Origin of the sequence: Allobosea spartocytisi (assembly GCF_014764685.1) — a bacterium.
GTDB classification, from domain to species: Bacteria; Pseudomonadota; Alphaproteobacteria; order Rhizobiales; family Beijerinckiaceae; genus Allobosea; species Allobosea spartocytisi.
Genome location: NZ_JACXWY010000021.1, coordinates 47790 through 68986, shown reverse-complemented (window position 1 = coordinate 68986; position 21197 = coordinate 47790). Strand labels below are relative to the sequence as shown.

The following is a 21197-nucleotide window of genomic DNA, read 5'->3' as shown; positions in this document are numbered from 1 at the left end:
GCTCAATCCAGCCGCTCGAGCCCCGCCGCGAATTGCCGCCAGCGCCGGGCATAGGCCTGCGCCGAGGCGGTGATCCCGGCCGCGGCCTTGTCGTCGAGCGTCCGGACGGCCCGGGCCGGCGCGCCGACGATCAGCGAATTGTCGGGAAATTCCTTGCCCTCCGTCACCAGCGCATTGGCCCCGACAAGGCTGTTGCGGCCGATCTTCGCGCCGTTCAGCACGGTCGCGCCCATGCCGACCAGGCTATTCTCGCCGATGGTGCAGCCATGCAGGATCGCACGGTGGCCGATGGTGCAGCGGGGACCGACGGTAAGCGGAAAGCCCATATCGGTATGGAAGACGCAGCCCTCCTGGACATTGCTGTCCTCGCCGATCTCGATCCACTCATTGTCGCCGCGCAGAACCGCCCCGAACCAGATCCCGACCCCGGCGGCGAGCCTCACGCGCCCGATCACATGGGCATCGGGAGCCAGCCACCATTGTCCCTGCGGAGGCGTCTCCGGCTTGGTTCCATCGAGCGAATAGAGCGGCATCGGATTCTCCCGGAGGATGCGTCGATGCCGAGCTTTGAGGGCGCCGGCGGGCTGGCGTCAAGCCACGAGGACGTGCAGCAGGTCGAGGACGACGCGGCCCGACGCCATGCTCCAGACGGCCGCGATCATGCTGGCGAGCATCACGAACAGGAAGGGCCGCCCCTCGATCCGGCGGCCGCGAACCGTGTTGCGCAGGATCAGGAACGGCGCGCTGAAGATGACCACTGGCACGCTGGCGACCGCTGCGAGACCGCCGGCCTGCAGCAGCTTGAAATCCGCACGCTGCGCCGTAAACAGCTCGAAAGCGCTTGCGAGAAGGCCGGCGAAGGCAAAACCGAGGATCAGCGACTGCAACGCCTCGAGCGTGGCGGGTTCGATCGTCATGGCGCGCAGCTTCCCCTCGGAGCGATGCGCGGGACACTGGCTTATGGTTTACGAACTGTGAAGAAAAGCCTTACCGGATAGTAAACCGGCATGGTTAATGTGGCCGTACCGAGCGGCACTACGCCCTGCGTCCCCTCCCCGGAACCGGGGCCGGAAGCGGCGCCGACCGCAGTGCCTTCCGCGGCACAGTCAGCCGCCGAATGCGGGGCATGCGACCTTCCCCGTTGACCGCCCTGCGGGAAGAATGCCGTAAGACGCGCTGGCAGCCACGCGATTCTCCCGATGTCAGGCATCACCCTGCTCCTGGCTCAGGCGCTCATCTATTTCGGCGTCATGGCCTTCCTGTTCCGTCTGCGGCATGTCATGGGCCTCGGCGCGTTTCTCTGCGCGCTCGGCGTGATGCATTTCCTCGAGACCTATCTGGCAGCGGTCTTCTTCATCCAGTTGCCGTTCGGACTGCTTTCGCCGGGCTCGACGGTGCTGTTTTCCGGCAAGCTCGCGATCATCCTGCTGTTCTACATCCGCGAGGACGCCGAAACCGTCCGCCAGCCGATCTACGGGCTGCTGGTCGGCAATTTCCTGATGGTGGCGCTGGTGCTGACGCTGCGCCTCTACGGCTCGCCGGTCGCGCTGCCCGGCTACAATCCCGACCTCGTGCTGATCGACCAGATGGGCGCGCTGATGATCTGGGGCACGACGCTGCTCTTCATCGATTCGATCGCGCTGATCCTGCTTTACGAGAAGCTGCACCGCCTGATGCCGCGCTCGACCATGCTGCGGGCCTGCCTGACCCTGGCGGTGATCCTGACCTTCGACCAGATCTGCTTCTTCACCGGCCTCCACGCGGTCACCGGCACGCCCTGGGACGCTCTTTTCGGCGGCTGGGTCGCCAAGATGGGCGCAGCCGTGGTCTATAGCGCGCTGATGGGCCTCTACCTCCTGCTGTTCGAGCGCAGCACCCAGGAGCTCGCGCCGCAGCCCCTCGCCGACATCTTCTACAAGCTGACCTATCGGCACAAATACGAGGATCTGCTCGGCAAGAGCGGGCATGATGCGCTGACCGGCGCGCTCACCCGCGAGCGTTTCGACACCGTCGCCCCCGCTTTGGCGACGCGCGCTGCCGCCACGCGAAAGCCGCTCAGCCTCGCGATCCTCGACGTCGACCACTTCAAGAGCATCAACGATCGGTACGGCCACGTCACCGGCGATGAGGTGCTGCGCCGCGTTGTGGAATGCCTGCGCTCGGAAATCCGCAGCGAGGACCGGATCTTTCGCTATGGCGGCGAGGAATTCGTCATTCTCTGCGAGAACATGCCGCACAACGCGGCCCTCGCCTATGCGGAACGGATGCGGGTCGCGGTCCATGGCACGCTTTCCCGGGAATTCGCCGCCGCTCCGACGGTCAGCATCGGCGTCGCGACCTATCCGGACGACGCCGCGAGCGTTCGCGACCTTCTGATCCATGCCGACGCCCATCTCTACGAGGCCAAGCGGCTCGGCCGCGACCGCGTCGTCGGCAATGCCGGCGAGCTCCGGAAGGCTCCGGCCGGCTGAACGGCTTATGGTTTACGCTCCGTTAAGGCGGCAATGATTCAGTAAGACGCAACCCGTTCCGAGAACACCGGACATGACCGCGTCGCTTCCCCACCACCTGCCCGGACATCAGGGCGCCGCCCTGGCTTCGATGGTCCGCATGCGCCTGCAGCGGCCGGCCCGGCCTTTGCCGCGCGCCGACGGCGCCATGCTGAAGGCGGCGTTCGCGATCCTGCTGGCCGGAGCGCTCGCGACCGCCGCCGCGCTCTACTGGACGCATCGGCGCGACGAGCCCTCAGTGGAGCTGCAACCGGCCCGCGTTGGCGATGTGGCGCTGATGATCCCGCGGAACCTGACCGGCATCGACGATGACGACCGCGACAGGAGCCGGCTCGTCGGCATGGCCCGCCTGCGGCTGGACTGGCCGAGCCTCGGCCCGGCCTTGTCTCAGAGCCGCTACAAGCTGCTGATCACCCTGAGCCCGCCCGACAAGGTCAACGAGCCCGCGCGCCAGCTCGCCACCTATGCCCGCTTCCTGACGCCGACGGTCTGGTCGAATCCCGGCGGCCTGGTGGTGCGCGGCTTCCGCAAGGGCTCGCCCTTCGAGGGCGACGAGTTCTATGTCTCGGTTCCCGACGGCCGGGGCTTCGCCGCGCGCTGCCCGATCAATGTGGGCGGGCTTGTCGACGAGCCCTGCCGCGTCACCTTCCATCACCGCGGCATGGATGTGAACATCCGCTTCCCACGCGCCATCATCGCAGACTGGGCCGTGATGCTGGGCGGCGTACGCCGCACGCTGGACGGTTTGATCCGATGAGCGGAAGGGGCCGGCGCCGGCTCGCCCATTCCCAGCCCTCATCCTGAGGAGCGCTCCAAGAGCGCGTCTCGAAGGATGCTTCAGGAAGCTCCGAGCCCTCTGGAGCATCCTTCGAGACGCAAGCCGCGCTTGTTCCTCAGGATGAGGGCTGGAAGCGGATTAGCCCTCGAGATCGACGTCGAGGATCGCCATGGTGAAGTTGAACGAGCGGTCGCCGTCCTCGTCGTCGACATGGATGATGCCGATATATTCCTCACCCAGATAGACCTCGGCCGAATCGGTCTTCTTCATCCGCGCCCGCACGGAGATGTTGGTGTTGCTGAAGGTCCGGCGCAGATAGTCCTGCAGCTTGGCGAGTTCTGTCTTGTCCACGGTCTGTGTCCCTTTCGATTGGGCGGGAGCGATGCCACGCCGGGCCGCACAGGGCAAGCAAAAGCCGGCATCGTTCCGTCGATCTTCCCCCCGCTTGCACCCCGGGCTGCGATCCTTAGCATGCCCCTCTCCCATCCCGAGGACGGATCGCATTCATGACGCCGTGGCTCCCTTCCGCCCTCGCCTATGTCGCGAGCTGGCTCGATTTCCAGCGCCGCCTGCACGACCAGCCGGGCGTGGCCATCGCGGTCGCGAACGGCGGCGAGATCGCGCTCGAGGCCGCCTTCGGCAGCGCCGATCTCGTGACCGGCGAGGCGCTGACGCCGCGCCACGGCTTCCGCATCGCCTCCCATTCCAAGAGCTTCACCGGTGCCGGCATCCTGCGCCTCGTCGAGGACGGCCGGCTACGGCTCGACGACAGGGTCGGCTCCTTCATCGACGGCTTGCATCCCGAAATCGCGGCGGTGACGATCGGCCAGGTGCTCTCCAACAGCGCCGGGCTGACGCGCGACGGGCCGGACAATGGCCAGTTCTTCGACCGCAAGCCCTATTGCGACAGGGCCGAACTTCTTGACGACCTCGCCGAGCCGCCGGTCTTTCCGGCCTCTCAGCGCTTCAAATATTCGAACCACGGCTTCGGCCTGCTCGGCCTCGTCATCGAATCCGTGACCGGCCTGAGCTACAGCGAATGGATCACCGACGAGGTCGTGGCGAAGGTCGGCCTCACCGAAACCAAGGCCGATATCGAGCTCTGGGGCCATAGGCCGATGGCGAAGGGCCATAGCGGCACGCAGCCTCTGGGTTACCGCGTCGTCATCCCCGGCGACAATCCCGGCCGGGCCATGGTTTCGGCAGCGGGCTTCGTCGCCACCGCGGCCGATGTCGCCCGCTATTTCGCCCAGCTCTCGCCGCAGGCCGAAACCAGCATCCTCACGCCCTTGAGCCGCCGCGAGATGACACGACGCCTCTGGCCGGACGACGAGGCGAGCCTCGGCCGCCATTATGGGCTCGGCACCATCTCGGGCGGCGAAGGCGCCTGGCGCTGGTTCGGCCATTCCGGCGGCTTCCAGGGCTTCATCACCCGCACCTGCGTCTTCCCCGCGCAGGACCTGACGGTGTCCGTCCTGACCAACGCGATCGACGGGCTCGCCCATCCCTGGCTCGACGGCGTCGTCCACATCCTCAAAACCTTCTCCGAGCGCGGCGCGCCGCCGGCCGGGACCGAAGACTGGAATCGCCGGGGCTGGTGCATCTGGGGCGCGGGCGATCTGGTGCCGGTGTCCGACCGCGTCCTCATCGCCAACCCCGCGCTGTTCACCCCCTTCCTCGACGCCGGCGAGATCACGCTCGACGCGCCGGATCGCGGCCACATCACCCGCGCCTCCGGCTTCAACAGCCCGGGCGAACCGGCCCGGCTGGTGCGGGACGAGACCGGCGCAGCGCAGTCGGTCTGGCTCGGCGGCGGCCGCTTCATCGGCGAAGAGGATATGAAGGTCGAGATGCTGGCCCGCTATGTCGAGAAGGCGGCCGGCTGACGCCGTTGCGACGCACACCGATCCATACGGGGTAGCCGGAACCGGGTGCTCCGCCATGCATTCGCCGCCTTTCGCGCCGCAAACTTGCGGGTGAGGGCTGGCCGATGCGCTTGATCGCTTCATTCGCCATGGTGGCTATCCTGGCTGTGGGAGCGGCGCCGGCGCTTTCGCATCAGGCCCCGAGCGGCTGGGACTATCCGTTCTACTGCTGCTCCGGCGCCGACTGCGCCCCGATCGCGGCCGAGACCGTGCGCGAAGGCCATGGAGGCTTCATCGTCACCGTCGCGCCCGGCACGCACCCGATGTGGCCGACCGAACGGCGCCAGCCCCTGATCCTCGAAATCCCCTATGACAAGGCCAAGGAATCGCCCGACGGCCACTTTCATCTCTGCATCGACGATGCCGGAGATCTGCTCTGCTTCTTCGCCCCGGCCGGCAGTTCGTGACGCGGACGACGCGCTACAGCATCGGACCGAAAATTGTATTCGGTCCGATGCTGTAGCTCTTTGTTTTTACATCGGCTTTCCTCGAAAACCGCGTGCCACTTTTCGGGCCGATGCTCTAAGCCATGCGGCTCGTCCGGGAGGGAGACCGCTTGGCGCTTTCCCTCGCCGCCCTGTAAGAGGCTGCGACGCCACCCGGACAACTGCCCCCGACGATGACCGCCCTTGACGACCTCCTCACCCTGCGCGATCTGCTGCGCTATGCCGTCTCGCGCTTCAACGCGGCGGGGCTGAGCTTCGGCCACGGCACCACCAACGCGCTCGACGAAGCCGCCTTCCTGCTCCTGGAGGCGCTCAAGCTGCCGGTCGACGACATCAATCCCTGGCTCGATGCGCACCTGACCCGCGATGAGCGCGCCTGCCTGCTCGATCTGATCGAGGCGCGGGTCACCACGCGCAAGCCCGCGCCCTATCTCGTCGGGCGCGCCTATATCCACGGCCTCGGCTTCCGGGTCGATGAGCGCGTCATCGTCCCGCGCTCCTATATCGGCGAACTCCTGATGCGCGGTGTGCTCGAATCGGAAGGGCTCGGCCTCGTCCCGGAGCCGGAAGCCGTCGGTCGCGTGCTCGACCTCTGCACCGGCTCCGCCTGCCTCGCCATTATCGCCGCCGGACGCTTTCCCAATGCCGAGGTCGATGCCGTCGAACTCTCGCCGGACGCGCTCGATGTCGCCCGCCTCAATGTCGCCGATTACGATCTCGGCGATCGCGTCCATCTGCTCCAGGGCGATCTCTTCGCCCCGCTCGATGGTCAGCGTTACGACCTCATCATCGCCAACCCGCCCTATGTCACCGCCGAGGAGGTCGCCGCCTTCCCGCCGGAATATGCCAGCGAGCCGCAGATGGCCCATATCGCTGGCGCGGACGGTCTCGACCTCGTGCACCGCATCCTGGCGCAGGCCCGCAACCATCTGAACCCCGGCGGCGGCCTGCTCTGTGAGGTCGGCACCGGGCGCGAGGCGCTCGAGGCGGTATACGACCTGCCCTTCACCTGGCTCGACACGGAAGAGAGCGAGGCGGAAGTCTTCTGGATCGGCGAGGCGGATCTGCCGGGCTGAACGGCAGATCCGAGGCAAGCGCGCTACGCTTAGCCCGAACCCTATTGACTGCAACAGAGCGTTATTCTCGGGCGGAGCGAAGCGCAGACCCGAGAATCTCTCGCGAGAAGGGACTTCCGAGCCTCTCGGTCACGAGATGCTCGGGTCAAGCCCGAGCATGACGATGCGGCCGTTCAGCGCATGAAATGCAGCTCGCGGAAGCGGCCGCGGAATGCCGTCACGTCCTTCGCCACCGCCTCGGCCGGACGCGAGCCGTTCAACCCCTCGGCAATATAACCCGCCAGCTCCGGCATGTCGGCGGCCGTCATGCCGAAGCGCACGATCTCCGGCGTGCCGAGCCTGAGCCCGTTCACATCGCCCTCCACCGCCGGCAGCGGCAGGCCGATGCCACAGGACAGGATGTTGACCGCGCGAAGCCGCTTCGCTGCCGCCTGCCCACCGCCATAGGGCGCGGCTTCGATGGCGAACTGATGCGAGGTCGTCATGCCCCGGTCGCGGGCGAAAACCGGCACCTGCCGCTCTGACAGAGCCTCGGCCAAGGCCTTCGCTGTCTTGGCCATCTCCTGCGCATAGGCGCGGCCATGTGCCTTCCAATCGAGGAGCGAGACGGCCAGCGACGCCGATTTCGCCGCGTCGAAATTAGCCGTCAGCCCGGGATAGGCGATGGCGTCGAGTTTTTTCGCGATGTCGGCATCATTGGTGACGATCAACCCTGAAGGCGGCCCGCCGAGGCTCTTATAGGTGCTCATCGTCATCAGATGAGCACCCTCCTCCAGCGGCTGCTGCCAGCCATGGCCGGCGATCATGCCGGACATATGCGCCGCGTCGAACAGCACGAGCGCACCGACCTCGTCGGCGATGGTGCGGATCTCGCGGATCGGATGCGGAAAGAGATTCAAGCTGCCGCCGATCGAGATCAGCTTCGGGCGGAGCCTGAGCGCATCCGCGCGCAGCTTTTCGACATCGACCGTATACTTCACGGGGTCGATCGGCGCCGGATGGGTGACGATGCCGTAGAGCCCGGCCGCGCCCGCGCCGTGATGGGTGACATGCCCGCCGATCTCGCCCGGCGGCGCGATGATGCAGTCGCCCGCCTTCGCCGCGACCATGAAGGCGTAGAGATTGGCGATGGCGCCGGAGGGCACGCGGATCTCCGCATATGTCGCGCCGAAAACCTCGGCTGCGAGCTCGGCCGCGATCACCTCGATCTGCTCGATCGCCTCCAGCCCCATCTCGTATTTGTCGCCGGGATAGCCGAGCGAGGGCCGCGCCCCGATCCCAGCCGAGAGCAGGGCCTCAGCCTTCGGGTTCATCACATTGGTGGCGGGGTTGAGATTGACGCAATCGCGCTCGTGGATGGCGCGGTTCTCGGCGGTCAGCGCCGTAATCCTGTCCGCGATGGCATCGAGCGGCTGGCCCGCCGTCTCGCCGGCGATCCGCTGGATATAGTCCTCGCTCGCCTGCGGCACCCAATCGCGCCTGCCCAGAGCCGTCATGCGCCATCCTCCACTTCAGCGACTGCGTGTTGTCCCGGTGCCCGTTTTGGAACCTGAGGCATATCAGCGGTTTGCCGCGTCGCGCGCAAATGAGTATTCATGGCCGGGAGGATGAGGAAATCTCAGCCTCGACCCGGAGCTTCCCCTTGCCCGTCAAGCCGCCGCGCCCGCGCCTGCCCCCGCTCACCGCCTTGCGGGCCTTCGAGGCGGCTGCGCGGCTGGAAAGCTTCGCCAAGGCGGCGGAGGAAATCGGCGTCACCGCCGGCGCGATCACCCAGCAGATCCGGCAGCTCGAAACCGGGCTCGGCTTCCCGCTGTTTCGCCGGCTGCCGCAAGGCGTCGCCCTGACGGACGCGGCGCGCGAGGCGCTGCCCAGGCTGACACGCGGCTTCGACATGCTGGGCCAGGCGGTGCAGGCCCTGCGCGAAGCGCAGCCGCACCGGCCGCTTGCCATCGCCGCCCTGCCCTGCATCGCCCAGCTCTGGCTCTCGCCGCGTCTGGGCCGGTTGCAGCAGGCTTTTCCGGAACTGCAGGTTTCGGTCGCAGCCATGGAGGAGCCGCCGGACCCGCGACGGGACCCCTATGACCTCTCGCTGTTCTATCGGGACACCGTCGCGGAGCCGGCCGCGATCCAGATCAGCCCCGACGCGATCCTGCCCGTCTGCACGCCCGCGCTGGCCGGCCGGCTGGCTTCACCCGCCGATCTCGCGCGGCAGACCCTGCTGCACGACGCCGTCTGGCGCGGCGACTGGGCACGCTGGCTCGGCTTCGCCGCGCCGGAGGCCAAGGTCGATTCAGGGCGCGGGCCGGCCTTCTCGCTCTATGCCCTGGCGCTGGACGCAGCGCTCTCGGGCTCCGGCGTACTCATGGGCCGGATGAGCCTCGTCGCGCCCCTTCTGGCCGCTGGCCGGCTGGCTGCGCCCTTCCGGCAGGCCATGCCGATGCCGGACAGGCTCACCTTGAGTCCAGCCACAGGCTCCGGCGCGCATGCACGCCGGGTCGAGATCATGGAATGGCTTGCCGCCTCGGCCGACGAAGCGGCTCAGATATAGGCGCCGCAATCGCCGCCAAGAATCTGGTCCATCGAGCGCGACGGCTCGGCGCAGCCGGCCTCGCCGACGACCTTGGCCGGCACGCCCGCCACCGTCTTGTTGCGCGGCACCGGCTGGAGCACGACCGAACCGGCCGCGACGCGGCTGCACTGGCCGACCTCGATATTGCCGAGGATCTTGGCGCCGGCGCCGATCAGCACGCCCTTGCGGATCTTGGGGTGGCGGTCGCCGCCCTGCTTGCCCGTGCCGCCGAGCGTGACGCCGTGCAGCATCGAGACATTGTCCTCGATCACCGCCGTCTCCCCGACGACGAGCCCGGTCGCGTGGTCGAGGAAGACGCCCTTGCCGATCCGGGCAGCCGGGTTGATGTCGGTCTGGAACACTTCGGAGGAGCGCGCCTGAAGATAGAGCGCGAAATCGCGCCGGTCCCGCATCCACAGCCAATGCGCCAGCCGGTGGCATTGCAGGGCGTGGAAGCCCTTGAAGAACAGCACCGGCTCCAGCACCCGGTAGCAGGCGGGGTCACGGTCGAGCACGGCCATGACGTCGGCGCGCATGCCGGGGCCGATGGTGTCGTCATCGGTCATCGCCTCGGTGAAGGCCTGCTCGATCAGGTCGGCCGTCACGGCCGGATGGCCGAGCCGGGCTGCGACGCGATGCGCGACGGCGCCTTCGAAGCTCGGCTGGTTCAGCACCGAGGCGACGATGAGCGTGCCGAGCGCCGGCTCGGCGGCGACGGCGGCCTCGGCCTCGCGGCGCAGGCGCGACCAGACGGGATCGACCCGGTCGAGGCCGCTGGCGGCATCGCGGATATCTACGGCGGAGTGCCCTGACGGCATGATCGTTCTCCGGGAATAACCGTTCGGCAGAAGCCTAGACTAGCACCAGGAAGGGGCCAGAGGCCAAAGGCAAACGCAGAGCGGGTTTGAATCAATATGGAAGGCAGCGGAATCAGCGCGTGAACCGTTTTCGACAACACATTGGTTTCGCCCGCATTTCGGAGGAACCTGCTCGCACGCCGTCCATCTCACAACCGCGCGAGGAAGTCGAGCACGGCCTGCTTGTGGCTCTTGTCGCCCACCGCGAGATTGTGGTCTCGCCCGACGATATCGAAGGACTCGGCACCGGGAATGAGCTTCGCCAGCTCCGGGCCGGAGCCTGAGACGTCGTCCTTCGTGCCGACGCTGATCAGGGTGGGCACCGAAATCTGGCCGACCTGCCCGGCCGTCAGCGTCTGGCGCGAGCCGCGGATGCAGGCGGCGAGCGCCTTGAGGTCGCTCTTGGTCTGCTCGGCGAAGGCGCGGAACATGCGCTGCATCGGATCGGTCAGCGTATCGAGCGACGGCGCCTCCATTGCATCGGCGATGCCGATCGGCAGCCCCACCCCTTCGACCAGATGGATCCCGAGCCCGCCGAGCAGCAGCGCATTCAGCCGCTGCGGATGCGCCAGCGCCAGATGCGCCGAGATGCGCGCGCCCATCGAATAGCCCATCACCGCCGCGCGCGGGATGTCGAGATGGTCCATCAGCCGGCGCACATCCTCGGCCATGATCTGCGAGGAATAGGCCGCCGGGTCGTAGAGCTTCTCGCTTTCGCCATGGCCGCGATCGTCGAGGGCGACGACGCGGTAGCCGGCATGGGTCAGCGTCTTCGTCCACTGGGTGTTGACCCAGTTGATGACATGGCTCGAGGCGAAGCCGTGGACGAGCACCACGGTCTCGTGCTTCGGCACATCGCCGGTAGGCGCGAGGTCGACATAGGCGATCCGCACGCCGTCGGAGGAAAAGCTCTGCATGGGTTCCGTCATGGAGGTCCGTTCGACTGAAGCCTTCCCTGCCATGCCCAAGCCACTTTGGGTAGCCGCCAGCGCGCCGCTTGCTTATGAACGACGGCCATGACCGAGCCTGCCGCAAACGCTTCGCCTGCGCCAACCCCGCCCCCCCTGCCGAAGGGCGGCCGAATCCAGTTCGTCGATCTGGCGCGCGGCATCGCGCTGCTGGCGATGTTCATCTTCCATTTCGCCTATGATCTGTCGAATTTCGGATTGATCGAGACCGATATCGCCTTCGAGCCGGGCTGGCGGCTGTTCGCGCGCTGCATCGCCGGCTCCTTCCTGGTCGTGGTCGGCGTCAGCCTCGTGCTGGCGACGCGCAAGGGGCTGAATCGCAACGCCTTTCTGAAACGCCTGGCCATGGTCGCCGCGGCTGCCGCTCTCGTGACGGTCGGCACCTTCTTCGCGATGCGCGAGAACTTCATCTTCTTCGGCATCCTGCACCATGTCGCGCTGGCGAGCGTGCTCGCCCTGCCGTTCCTGCGCCTGCCGGTGCTCCTCGTCATCCTCGCCGCGGCGCTCGCCTTCGCCCTGCCCGCCTTCGTCACGAGCCCCCTGCTCGACCAGCCCTGGACGGTCTGGCTCGGCTTCTCGCATGCGCCGATCCAGACGGCCGATTTCGTCCCGGTCTTCCCCTGGTTCGGCTGCGTGCTCACCGGCATCGCGCTGGCGCGTCTCGTCCTGCCCCGCCTCGACGGGACGGCCGCCGCGAGCTGGCGGCCACGCTCGTGGCCAACCCGAATCATCTGCTGGGGCGGGCGCCATAGCCTGCTGGTCTATCTCGTCCACCAGCCGGTCTTCATCGGGCTGATCATGCTGGCGACGCAGATCGCCCCGCCGCTCTCGCCGGATGAGCGCGCCTTCCGGGCCGAATGCCAGCGAAGCTGCGCGGGGCCCTCGAACTCGCAACAGATCTGCCGGGAGGTCTGCGCCTGCACCGTGGACGGCCTCAAGCGCGAGAACCTCTGGCAGAAGGCGCTCAGCGATACGCTGTCCACCGAGGAAAGCACCCGCATGACCCGCCTCGCCCAGGCCTGCCTGCGCGGTCCGTAAGGCGAAACGCGCCGGTTCCGGAGCCTAAACAGGCTCTGGCATCTCGCGCCCTGTCGGGATAGGTTGCGCGCGAATTCCAGCTTTGAAGAGCGAAGAGCCATGGCCGCGACCGGCATCCCGCATTTCCAGAACGACGCAGGCGTCGCCGTGATCCATGTCGGCGCGCACGAATTCATGTGCATCGGCGCCAAGCCGCCCTTCGACCATCCGCATGTCTTCCTCGACATGGGCTCGGACAACGAGATCGTCTGCCCCTATTGCTCGACGCTGTTCAAATACGACCCCTCGCTGAAGGGCGGCGCGTCGAATCCGCCGGAATGCGAGTATCACGACGACGCCAAGGCGGCCTGATTCCCGCGACGCGGCCCGCAGGCTCCCGCCGCGGCCTGAGCGGCTGACGATCCATCCGCGCAGGTACTGAGGGGCACCTGCGCTCCTGCGGCGACAACCGGTCGATCCATCGAAGGCGGCTGCCTTGAGCGCTCCTCACATCCTCATCGCCGGCGCCGGCATCGGCGGCCTTGCGGCGGCTCTGTCTCTGGCCCGGCGCGGCATCGCCTCGACCGTCGTCGAGAAACGCACCGGCTTCGGCGAGACCGGGGCCGGCCTGCAGCTCACCCCGAATTCCGGCCGCGTGCTCGAGGCGCTCGACCTCGCCTTGCCGTTGAAGCGTGTCGGCGTTTCCTCCAACGGGCTGGCCGTCCGCCGCTGGCGCGACGGCGCGCCGGTGGTCGAGATGCCGGCGGATCCTGCGGGGGCGCCGACGCCTTTCCGCCTGATGAGCCGCATCGACCTGCACACCGTCCTGCTCGACGCTGCCCGCGCCATGCCCAATATCCGCTTCGTGGTCGGACGCGGCGTCGAGGATGTGCGGCAGGACGATGCCGGCGTCACCGCGACGCTCAGCAGTCAGAACGGCAGCGAAACCTTGCACGGCCTCGGCCTGATCGGCGCCGACGGGCTGTGGTCGCGCATCCGTGGCCTGACGGGGGATGCGGCTGCGCCCGAATTCACCGGCTACGAAGCCTGGCGCGCCATGGTGCCGACGGCGACAGCTCCCGGCATCGCGGGCGAAAAGCCGCGCGTGACCCTGCATCTCGGCCCGCAACGCCATGCCGTCCATTACCCCGTATCGAGCGGGAGGCAGATCAACCTCGTCGTCCTGCGCCAGGCGCGCGAGGCGCGCGAAGGCTGGACCCGCGAAGGCGACCGCGCCGTCCTGACCGAGCATCTCGCCGGCGCCTCACCGGCTCTGCGACAGCTCGCCGGCGCCGCCGGCGGCTGGCAGGTCTGGTCGCTGTTCGACCGCAAGCCGGCCGCCATGGCGAAGGGACGGATCGCGCTGCTCGGCGACGCCGCCCACCCGGTCCTGCCCTTTCTTGCCCAAGGCGCCTCGCTCGCCATCGAGGATGCCGGCGTGCTCGCGCGCCTGCTGGCGCAGCATCTGGCGCGGGAGGGCGCTGCCGGCGTCCAGGCTGCCATGGCGGCCTATGCCGCGGCCCGCGCGCAACGCGTCGCCCGCGTGCAGGAGGCGAGCCGCGAGAACGGCCGCAATTTCCATCTCGGCTGGCCCTGGAGCATCGGGCGCGACCTCGTGCTCCGGCGCCTCGGCCCGGAGGGGATGCGCAAACGCTATGACTGGCTCTACGGCTGGCGCGACGCGGGCTGAGTTCCTTTCCCAGCCTCCCCACGGCTTGGCCTGTGTCAAAAGGTCTCTGGGCGCCGCCGATCGAAACGGCATCTCGTCAACGCCGCAATTCGTTCCTATCTCTTGGCCCGAGGAGGAGTGGAACCGACATGATCCGCGTCAATCTCTACGACCAGCTCAACCGCCGCGGGGCTTCGATGCCGCGCTGGGCGACATGGCTCGTCATGGCCGCAAGCTTCGTCGTCGGCATCACGCTGTTCCTCGTGGCGGCGAGCCTTGCGCTGATCCTGATCCCCATCGTCGCCGTCGCCGGCGCCATCGCGGTCTGGCGGCTGAAGGCCAAGCTCAAGGCCGCCGGCTTCGACCGCGCGGCCGATCCCTTCGGCGGTCAGGCTCGGCCAGCCGAGCGCATCGAGATCATCGACGCCGAGTACCGCATCATCGAGCCCGGCGAGACGCCGCGGCGCTGAGCCTCAACCCAGCCCCTTGAGGGCAATGCCCGCCGCCCCGCAGGCGGCGAGCACCGGCATCATGCCGATGCGGAACCGCAGAATCGCGAGGATGGCGCCGGCCGCCAGCAGTGCCGCCTGCCAGTCCAGCGACGAGAGCACCGGCACGTCCGGCGAGAGCCAGACGAGGTCAAGGCTGCGCAGCTCGCGAAACAGCACATGCAGCCCGAACCACAAGGCGAGGTTCGCGATCACCCCTACCACTGCCGCCGTGATCGCCGCCAGCGCCGCCGAGAGGCTCTCGTTGCTGCGCAGCGCCTCGATATAGGGCGCTCCGAGGAAGATCCACAGGAAGCAGGGCGCGAAGGTCGCCCACAGCGTCAGGAGCGCGCCGAGGCTGCCGGCCAGCAGCGGCGGCAACATGCCGGGCATCCGGAAGCCGGCCAGGAAGCCGACGAACTGCAGGACCAGCACGAGCGGCCCCGGTGTCGTCTCGGCAAGCCCGAGCCCGTCCAGCATCTCGCCCGGAGCGAGCCAGCCGAAGCCCTCGACCGCCGCTTGGGCGACATAGCTCAAGACCGCATAGGCGCCGCCGAAAGTCACGACCGCCATCGTGCTGAAGAAGGAGCCGATCTGCGTCCAGACGCTCCCGGCCCCGGTCGTCAGCCAGAGCAGCCCGACCGGCGCCAGCCATAGGGGCAGCCAGAGCGCGAGCACCCGCAGCGCCCTGCCCGGCGAGGGCCGCGTATGCGTCAGCTCCCCGCGCGCAAACAGCTCATCGACCAGCCCGGTGACGGGCGGACCCAGCGCGGCATGGCGCTGCGCCGTCGAGAACAGGTTCGGCGCCAGCCGATGTCCGGCCCAGCCCACGAACGCCGCCGCGAGAATGACGAGCGGAAACGGCATCTTGAACAGGAAGAGCGCGAGGAAGGCCGCCAGCGCCACGAGCCGCATCGCCGGCGTCTTCAGCGCGCGGCGGCTGATGCGGAAGCCGGCCTCGATCACGATGGCGAGGACAGCCGCCTTGATCCCGAAGAACAGCCCGTCAACCAGCGGCACATGGCGCCAGGTGACGTAGAGCGCGCTCAGGCCCAGCATCACCAGCGCGCCGGGCAGGATGAAGAGCAGCCCGGCGATCAGCCCGCCGAGCGTCCGGTGCATCAGCCAGCCGATATAGATCGCAAGCTGCTGTGCCTCGGGGCCCGGCAGCAGCATGCAGTAGTTGAGCGCATGCAGGAAGCGCTCCTCGCCGATCCAACGCCGCTCCTCGACCAGCTCGCGATGCATCAACGCGATCTGCCCGGCCGGGCCGCCGAAGGAGAGGCAACCGATCTTCGCCCAGACGCGCGTCGCCTCAGCCAGCGTCGGCATGCGCTCGGCCGGCCCGGCCGCCATGTCCGATTGCAGGGTGGTCATGAGCGGGGCTCCGAAACCGGACGCGCGGAAGGCCAGTTATGGGTTTCCTCGCTGGCGTCCCGGCTCCAGCGATGGAAGGCGTCATAGAGCAGCATGCCGGCGTCGAGCTGCTCGAGATCGTGCTTGAACATGCGCGACAGCCCGAGCGAAGCCGCCAGCAGGCCGGCGGCCTGCGGTTCGGCGTCCAGCGTCGCGGTATCGGCCGCCCTGACGATCCGGGCGAGCCTGTCGAGCGCCGGCGAGGCCAGGCCGAACTCCTCGATCATCACATCGAAGGTGCAGCGCGGTCCGCGATGGCTCCAGAACACGCCCTCGACATCGAAGGGCGTGGCGCCGAAGCGCTCCGCCACCGCCTCGACTTCCGTGGCGGCCACGAAGAGAAACACCGCCTTGCGATCGACGAAGCGGCGGATGAGCCAGGGACAGGCGATGCGGTCGATCTTGGGCCGGGCCCGCGTCACCCAGACGCTGCCGCCGGAGGGGCCGGCCGGGGGCAAATGCGCCGGCAAGACCGTGAGCCCGCCGGCCTGTCGCCAGGCGAGATGCCCGCCTTCGAGGCTCTCCGCCGCGATGCCGGCTTGCCGCAGCCAGGCAGCGACCCCTTCGCTGAGCTTGAGGCCTCGATGGCAGACGACAATGACCTGTTGCTGGTCGGCATAGTCCGAGGCCCAATCCGCGACCGCGCGGTAGTCGCGGCGCGTCGCCGTGGGCAGGAGAACCGGATCGGCGGCGAAATCCTCGTCGATCCGGACATCGATGATCGCCGGTGCGTCGGGCCTGCCGACGAGCCGGGACAATTGCGCAACCGTGATCTGTTCGTTGGAAGACATGGTGCGTCCATCCTGAAGCAAGGAAGTTGGACGCGAGCATTGGGCCGAAGCCTCACGGGGTCGTCGCGATGAACCCCTTGGCCCGACTACACCACGGAGGCTCCGCCGGCGTCAATGCCGGCAGCCCGCATCACGCGATCGGGCTGAGCAGGATCTTGTCGATCCGGCGCCCGTCGAGATCGACCACCTCGAAGCGCCAGCGATCCTTGTCGAAGGTCTCGCCGACATTGGGCAGATGGTTCATTTCAGCCAGGATGAAGCCGGCCACGGTCTGGAAGTCCGCGTCGCGCGGCATCGGGATGCCGAACTCCTGCGAGAACTCGTCGGCCTGCATCCAGCCGGCGACCAGATAGGAGCCGTCCGGCCGCGCGACCACGGCAGGCTCGCTCTCCTCCTCCTCCTGGAAGACGCCGATAATGGCCTCGAGCACGTCACCCGGGGTGATGATGCCCTCGAAATGACCGTATTCGTCGAAGACAAGCGCCATATGCACCCGGCTCGAGCGGATTTCACGCAGCACATGCAGCGCGTCCGCGGTATCCATCACCACCGGCGCCTCGTTCACCAGCGCCCGCAATTCCTGCATGTCGCCGCTGGCGAGGAAATCGATCGTGTCCTTGACCACCACGACGCCGACGATCGAATCCGACTCGCCGTCCTGCACCGGCAGGCGCGAACGGCGCGTCGCCCGCAGCTGCGCGCAGATCTCCTCGGGGCTGTCGGCGAGGTCGACGACCTCGACCTCGCGGCGCGGTGTCATCAGGGCTCGCGCCGAACGGTCGGCGAGGCGCATGACGCCGGTGATCATCTCGCGCTCGTCGCGCTCCAGAACGCCGGCCGTCTCGGCCTCCGCGATGATGGTGCGCACCCCCTCCTCGGTCACCCTCTCCTCGGACTCGCCCTTCTGGCCGAGAAGCGCGAGCACCGCCTTGCCGGAGATGTCGAGCAGGAAGACCAGCGGCGCGCCGATCTTGGACAGGAACGCCATGGCCGGCGCGACGCGCGCCGCCACACGCTCGGGATCGCGCAGCGCAACCTGCTTCGGCACGAGCTCGCCGAGGATCAGCGACAGATAGGTGATGGCGACGACGACGATACCGACGCCGAGCGTGTCGGATACCGATTGCGAGAATCCGTGTGTGCCCAGCCACGCCGACAGGCGCGTGCCGAGCGTCGCGCCCGAGAAGGCGCCGGAGAGCACGCCGACCAGCGTGATGCCGATCTGAACCGTCGAGAGGAAGCGGCCGGGATCGGACGCGAGGCGCAGGGCGGTCGTCGCGCCCCTATTGCCCTGATCGCTGAGAACCTTGAGCCGAGCCGGCCTCGATGAGACGACGGCGAGTTCCGACATGGAGAGCAGACCGTTGATCACGGTCAGCACCACGACGATCAGGATTTCGGTTAACAAAACCAGCCTGCGACCTGCAAAGCCGCGACATCTGGCGGCCAGCTTCCGGCCCCCTTATAGCGTATTGCGCCTCCAACGCGATGGGGGTGCCCTGAGAATCGCGGCCGCCTCATGACAACCGCCAAGCCGAGCTTCTGGAATCCCGCCGAAACCGCCCGCCCGGAAGGCGATGCGCGGCTGCGCGCGCCATCCGCCCAGCGCAACCGCGACGCGATCCTGGCCGTGCTGCGGGACGTTCTCCCCGCGAACGGCCTCGTCCTCGAAATCGCCAGCGGCTCGGGCGAGCATGCGCTGCGTTTCGCGCAGGCATTGCCGTCTTTGACCTTCCAGCCGAGCGATCCGAGCCCGGATGCGCGCGCCAGCATCGCCGCATGGAGCGCCGAAAGCGGCCTCGCCAACATCCTGCCGCCGATCGAGATCGACGCCAGCGGCGATGCCTGGCCCGCCCTCGCGCCGGCCGCGATCCTCTGCATCAACATGATCCATATCGCGCCCTGGAAGGCGACCGAGGGACTTTTCCGCCATGCGGGAGCCATGCTTGCCGGCGGAGCGCCGCTTTGCCTCTACGGCCCGTTCCGACGCCCGGGCCGGGAATTGGAGCCCGGCAACCTCGCTTTCGACGAGAGCCTGCGCAGCCGCAATCCGGGTTGGGGGCTGCGCGATCTCGGTGCGGTGACCGCGCTCGCACAGGTCAGCGGCTTCGGCGCGCCCGACATCGTCGAGATGCCGGCGAACAATCTCAGCGTGATCTTCCGCAAGCGCTGAGGCGGCCGCACTACGCTTGCATCGAGAGCGTCGGCCCGCTACCGCTCGAACCGCGCGGACGTGGCGAAACTGGTAGACGCAAGAGACTTAAAATCTCTCAGCCTTTGGCTATGCGGGTTCGATCCCCGCCGTCCGCACCAGCCTTGCGCCGGTTGCCATCGCTATCCGCGTGATCAGTGCGGACGCGCCGGCTTGTACCATTCGACGCCATCGGGATCGACATAGAGGCCCGGCGGCACATCGGCCCCGATCGACTCTTCCTTCATCGGCACGCGCACCGTGTCGTCGCGGTCGCCGCTCTTGGCGCTGGTCCCGGAGGATTGCCCGGTATGCCGGTGCGCCCCGCGCCCGACATTGCTGACGAGCCCGACCACGCCGCGCTGCCCCGCGACCTTGTCCTGCAATTCGGAAATCGGCCGTCCGGCGAAGGCGATCACGGTTGCCCCCTCCACCACCGGCAAGGCGCGCCTGGCCGCCCCCTCGCCCGTCACCCGCACGCCGATGAAGCGCGGCACATAGGTCGCGCCACCCTTGCCGAAGGATTCCCAGCCGCCCGCCGAGATCATCTGGGCGCCGCAGCGCTTATGGGCGCGCTCGCAGGCGGCGCGCGAGGCATAGCGCGGCGCCTTCTGCAGGAACTCGGCCCGCGCGTTGCGGTAGGCGAATTCGCATTGCTCCGCCGTCAGCTTGCCCGCCTCGATGCATTCGTCGCGCCGGATATAGGTCGCGCCCGGCGACTGCGCCGCCAGATCGGAAGGGCTCGCCAGCGAGAGCGCCGGGGCGAGCGTGGCGATGCGCAGGGCGGCGAGGGCAGTGGCCGGGATCATCATGCGGCGCAACATAGTTACGATTGTGGCTTAAGAGTGCCTAAGGTCATCGTCGGAAGGCATTTCAACCGGCAATTTCACAGCAGCGCCCGGCGCGAAGCGGCCAGTTCCCGCGTCGCGCCGTAGTCGATCTTGCCGTTGCCGAGCACGGGAATCGCCTGCGTCACCAGGATGGCGCGCGGCACCCAGAGCTCGGGAAAGCCTTGCTGTTTCGCCGCCTCCTGCAAGGCCGCGCGGTCGGCATCGGCCTTCTCGGTGACGAGGATGAGCTGTTCGCCCTTGCGCGGATCGGGCAGGCCGACGACGACGTGATTCTGGTCCGGCCAGAGCTTGGCCACCATCGTTTCGACCGCCGCCAGCGAGACCATCTCGCCGCCGAGCTTGGCGAAACGCTTGGCCCGGCCGCGAATCGCGACGAAACCGTCCTCGATCACGACGATGTCGCCGGTGTCGTGCCAGCCACCCTCCGGCGGAACGACCTTGCCGGGCTGCTGCGGATCGAGATAGCCAGCCATGACATTCGGCCCGCGCACGGTGAGGCGGCCGCCTTCATGAATGCCCTCGACGGGCTCCAGCTTTGCCTCGATGCCGGGCAGGAGCTGGCCGACCGTGCCCTCGCGGATCGCCTGCGGCGTGTTGACGGCGAGCACGGGCGAGCACTCGGTGCAGCCATAGCCTTCGAGGATGGTGGTGCCATAGGGCTCCCACATCCGCTTCGTCTCGGGCTTGACCCGCTCGGCTCCCGCGACGACGAAGCGCACGCTCATCAGGTCGTCCTTGTCCGCAGCGCGCGCGTATCCTTGCAGGAACGTGTCGGTGGCGAGGAGGAAGGTCGCCTTCATGTCGCCGATCAGCTTCGGCACCTGCTTGTAGTGCAGCGGGCTCGGATAGAGCACGACCTTCATGCCGTGCAGCAGCGGCACCAGCATTCCCGCCGTCAGCCCGAAGGAATGGAAGGCCGGCAGAGGGTTCATGAAGACGTCCCGCTCCGAGATCGCCCCTGCGGCATGGGAGAAGACCTGCCGGGCGTTCGAGACGAGATTGGCATGGCTCAACACCACGCCCTTCGGCGTCCCCTCCGTGCCGGAGGTGAAGAGAATCACCGCCGGATCGTCCGGCGTCGCCTCGTAGCGCTTGTGCACCAGCCCCGGCGCGAGGCTCTGCAGCGCCCCCCAGGCCTTGTCGAGGCTGGTCACCTGCTTGCGGATATCTTCGAGATAGATCACCCGCCTGCCCTCCCCAAGCGCGGCGATCTCGTCGTCGAGTTCGCCCCTTTCGACGAAGCGGCGCGAGGTGACGATGGTCTTGAGCTGCGCCAGCTCGCCCGCCGCGCGCAGATTCTTCACGCCCGCGGTGAAGTTCAGCATCGCCGGTACCCGGCCATAGGCGAGGAGCGCGAACAGCGTCACCGCCATGCCCTGCATGTTCGGCAGCAGCACGCCGACCGTCTCGCGCTCGCCCGTCAGGGCCGCGAGCTTGCGGCCGAGCACGAGCGCCCCCAGCACGAGCCTGCCATAGGTGATCGGCTGGCGCTCCGGATCCTCCAGCGCGACGCGATTCTTGCCGTGCCGCACGACGGCCTGGAGCAGCGCGCGAAAGATCGTGATCCGCGCGCCGGCGGCGTCGAAGGTGGTGGCGGCCATGTCTGGCTCGTCTCCCGGTCGGCGTTTCCCTCTGCCGTCAACGT

At 68.0% G+C, this 21197-nt stretch carries 22 protein-coding genes and 1 tRNA gene; 12 read left to right on the top strand and 11 right to left on the bottom strand.

Going from position 1 to position 21197, the window contains the following annotated elements:
• Positions 1-2: 2 nt before the first annotated feature.
• Complete coding sequence (locus IED13_RS23675) at positions 3-533, bottom strand: gamma carbonic anhydrase family protein (protein ID WP_038358438.1); 531 nt, start codon at positions 531-533, stop codon at positions 3-5.
• 57 nt (positions 534-590) lie between these two features.
• Positions 591-917, bottom strand: a complete 327-nt coding sequence (locus IED13_RS23670; RefSeq protein WP_038358441.1) for a DUF6949 family protein — start codon at positions 915-917, stop codon at positions 591-593.
• Positions 918-1199: 282 nt separating this feature from the next.
• On the opposite strand from IED13_RS23670, the gene IED13_RS23665 reads away from it, so the two are divergent.
• Together IED13_RS23665 and IED13_RS23660 are read left to right on the top strand one after the other, a co-directional pair.
• Complete coding sequence (locus IED13_RS23665) at positions 1200-2471, top strand: GGDEF domain-containing protein (RefSeq protein WP_191125654.1); 1272 nt, start codon at positions 1200-1202, stop codon at positions 2469-2471.
• Between the two features lie 73 nt (positions 2472-2544).
• Positions 2545-3267 (top strand): hypothetical protein, encoded by a 723-nt coding sequence (locus IED13_RS23660; protein ID WP_191125653.1) that lies wholly within the window; start codon positions 2545-2547, stop codon positions 3265-3267.
• Positions 3268-3426: 159 nt separating this feature from the next.
• Here IED13_RS23660 and IED13_RS28965 read toward each other — a convergent pair whose 3' ends face one another.
• Complete coding sequence (locus IED13_RS28965) at positions 3427-3639, bottom strand: DUF3126 family protein (RefSeq protein WP_038358447.1); 213 nt, start codon at positions 3637-3639, stop codon at positions 3427-3429.
• Positions 3640-3794: 155 nt separating this feature from the next.
• On the opposite strand from IED13_RS28965, the gene IED13_RS23650 reads away from it, so the two are divergent.
• From IED13_RS23650 to prmB, 3 genes are all read left to right on the top strand, one after another.
• Positions 3795-5174, top strand: a complete 1380-nt coding sequence (locus IED13_RS23650; RefSeq protein ID WP_191125652.1) for a serine hydrolase domain-containing protein — start codon at positions 3795-3797, stop codon at positions 5172-5174.
• A gap of 104 nt (positions 5175-5278) precedes the next feature.
• Positions 5279-5620 carry a hypothetical protein gene (locus IED13_RS23645; RefSeq protein ID WP_113254814.1) on the top strand — a complete coding sequence of 114 codons (342 nt, stop codon included), beginning with the start codon at positions 5279-5281 and terminating at the stop codon, positions 5618-5620.
• A gap of 212 nt (positions 5621-5832) precedes the next feature.
• A complete protein-coding gene (prmB, locus tag IED13_RS23640) occupies positions 5833-6735 on the top strand; it encodes a 50S ribosomal protein L3 N(5)-glutamine methyltransferase (RefSeq protein WP_191125651.1) in 903 nt (300 codons plus the stop codon).
• 173 nt (positions 6736-6908) lie between these two features.
• Here the strand turns inward: prmB and IED13_RS23635 are convergent, their stop codons facing one another.
• The gene (locus IED13_RS23635) at positions 6909-8231 is read right to left on the bottom strand and encodes a serine hydroxymethyltransferase (RefSeq protein WP_191125650.1); all 1323 of its coding nucleotides are present in this window, start codon (positions 8229-8231) and stop codon (positions 6909-6911) included.
• Positions 8232-8377: 146 nt separating this feature from the next.
• On the opposite strand from IED13_RS23635, the gene IED13_RS23630 reads away from it, so the two are divergent.
• On the top strand, positions 8378-9283 hold the full coding sequence (locus tag IED13_RS23630; protein WP_191125649.1) for a LysR family transcriptional regulator: 906 nt from the start codon (positions 8378-8380) through the stop codon (positions 9281-9283).
• On the opposite strand, the gene cysE is transcribed toward IED13_RS23630, so the two are convergent.
• Both cysE and IED13_RS23620 read right to left on the bottom strand, forming a co-directional pair.
• Entirely contained in the window at positions 9274-10122 is an 849-nt protein-coding gene (gene cysE, locus IED13_RS23625) for a serine O-acetyltransferase (protein ID WP_133563389.1), read from the bottom strand. The two genes, IED13_RS23630 and cysE, sit on opposite strands and share 10 nt — an antisense overlap.
• 188 nt (positions 10123-10310) lie before the next feature.
• Positions 10311-11078 (bottom strand): alpha/beta fold hydrolase, encoded by a 768-nt coding sequence (locus IED13_RS23620; protein WP_191125658.1) that lies wholly within the window; start codon positions 11076-11078, stop codon positions 10311-10313.
• A gap of 99 nt (positions 11079-11177) precedes the next feature.
• On the opposite strand from IED13_RS23620, the gene IED13_RS23615 reads away from it, so the two are divergent.
• The 4 genes from IED13_RS23615 to IED13_RS23600 all read left to right on the top strand — a co-directional run bounded on the left by IED13_RS23615 (position 11178) and on the right by IED13_RS23600 (position 14285).
• A complete protein-coding gene (locus IED13_RS23615; protein WP_191125648.1) occupies positions 11178-12167 on the top strand; it encodes a heparan-alpha-glucosaminide N-acetyltransferase in 990 nt (329 codons plus the stop codon).
• A gap of 99 nt (positions 12168-12266) precedes the next feature.
• On the top strand, positions 12267-12518 hold the full coding sequence (locus IED13_RS23610) for a zinc-finger domain-containing protein (protein WP_112764567.1): 252 nt from the start codon (positions 12267-12269) through the stop codon (positions 12516-12518).
• Between the two features lie 124 nt (positions 12519-12642).
• A complete protein-coding gene (locus tag IED13_RS23605) occupies positions 12643-13836 on the top strand; it encodes an FAD-dependent monooxygenase (protein ID WP_191125647.1) in 1194 nt (397 codons plus the stop codon).
• 128 nt (positions 13837-13964) lie between these two features.
• Entirely contained in the window at positions 13965-14285 is a 321-nt protein-coding gene (locus IED13_RS23600) for a hypothetical protein (RefSeq protein ID WP_191125646.1), read from the top strand.
• Positions 14286-14288: 3 nt separating this feature from the next.
• On the opposite strand, the gene chrA is transcribed toward IED13_RS23600, so the two are convergent.
• The 3 genes from chrA to IED13_RS23585 all read right to left on the bottom strand — a co-directional run bounded on the left by chrA (position 14289) and on the right by IED13_RS23585 (position 17903).
• Positions 14289-15680 carry a chromate efflux transporter gene (gene chrA, locus IED13_RS23595; protein ID WP_191125645.1) on the bottom strand — a complete coding sequence of 464 codons (1392 nt, stop codon included), beginning with the start codon at positions 15678-15680 and terminating at the stop codon, positions 14289-14291.
• Complete coding sequence (locus IED13_RS23590) at positions 15677-16510, bottom strand: chromate resistance protein ChrB domain-containing protein (RefSeq protein ID WP_191125644.1); 834 nt, start codon at positions 16508-16510, stop codon at positions 15677-15679. The genes chrA and IED13_RS23590 overlap by 4 nt, the downstream gene beginning before the upstream one ends.
• A gap of 130 nt (positions 16511-16640) precedes the next feature.
• Entirely contained in the window at positions 16641-17903 is a 1263-nt protein-coding gene (locus IED13_RS23585) for a hemolysin family protein (protein WP_191125657.1), read from the bottom strand.
• Positions 17904-18029: 126 nt separating this feature from the next.
• Here IED13_RS23585 and IED13_RS23580 point away from each other — a divergent pair, with 126 nt between their 5' ends.
• Both IED13_RS23580 and IED13_RS23575 read left to right on the top strand, forming a co-directional pair.
• Positions 18030-18683 carry a DUF938 domain-containing protein gene (locus IED13_RS23580; protein ID WP_191125643.1) on the top strand — a complete coding sequence of 218 codons (654 nt, stop codon included), beginning with the start codon at positions 18030-18032 and terminating at the stop codon, positions 18681-18683.
• A 54-nt stretch (positions 18684-18737) separates the two neighbouring features.
• Positions 18738-18823: transfer RNA gene (locus tag IED13_RS23575), tRNA-Leu, on the top strand.
• Positions 18824-18856: 33 nt separating this feature from the next.
• Here the strand turns inward: IED13_RS23575 and IED13_RS23570 are convergent.
• Both IED13_RS23570 and IED13_RS23565 read right to left on the bottom strand, forming a co-directional pair.
• Positions 18857-19525, bottom strand: a complete 669-nt coding sequence (locus IED13_RS23570) for a DUF1190 domain-containing protein (RefSeq protein WP_038358472.1) — start codon at positions 19523-19525, stop codon at positions 18857-18859.
• Between the two features lie 62 nt (positions 19526-19587).
• Complete coding sequence (locus tag IED13_RS23565; RefSeq protein WP_191125642.1) at positions 19588-21153, bottom strand: AMP-binding protein; 1566 nt, start codon at positions 21151-21153, stop codon at positions 19588-19590.
• Positions 21154-21197: the final 44 nt, after the last annotated feature.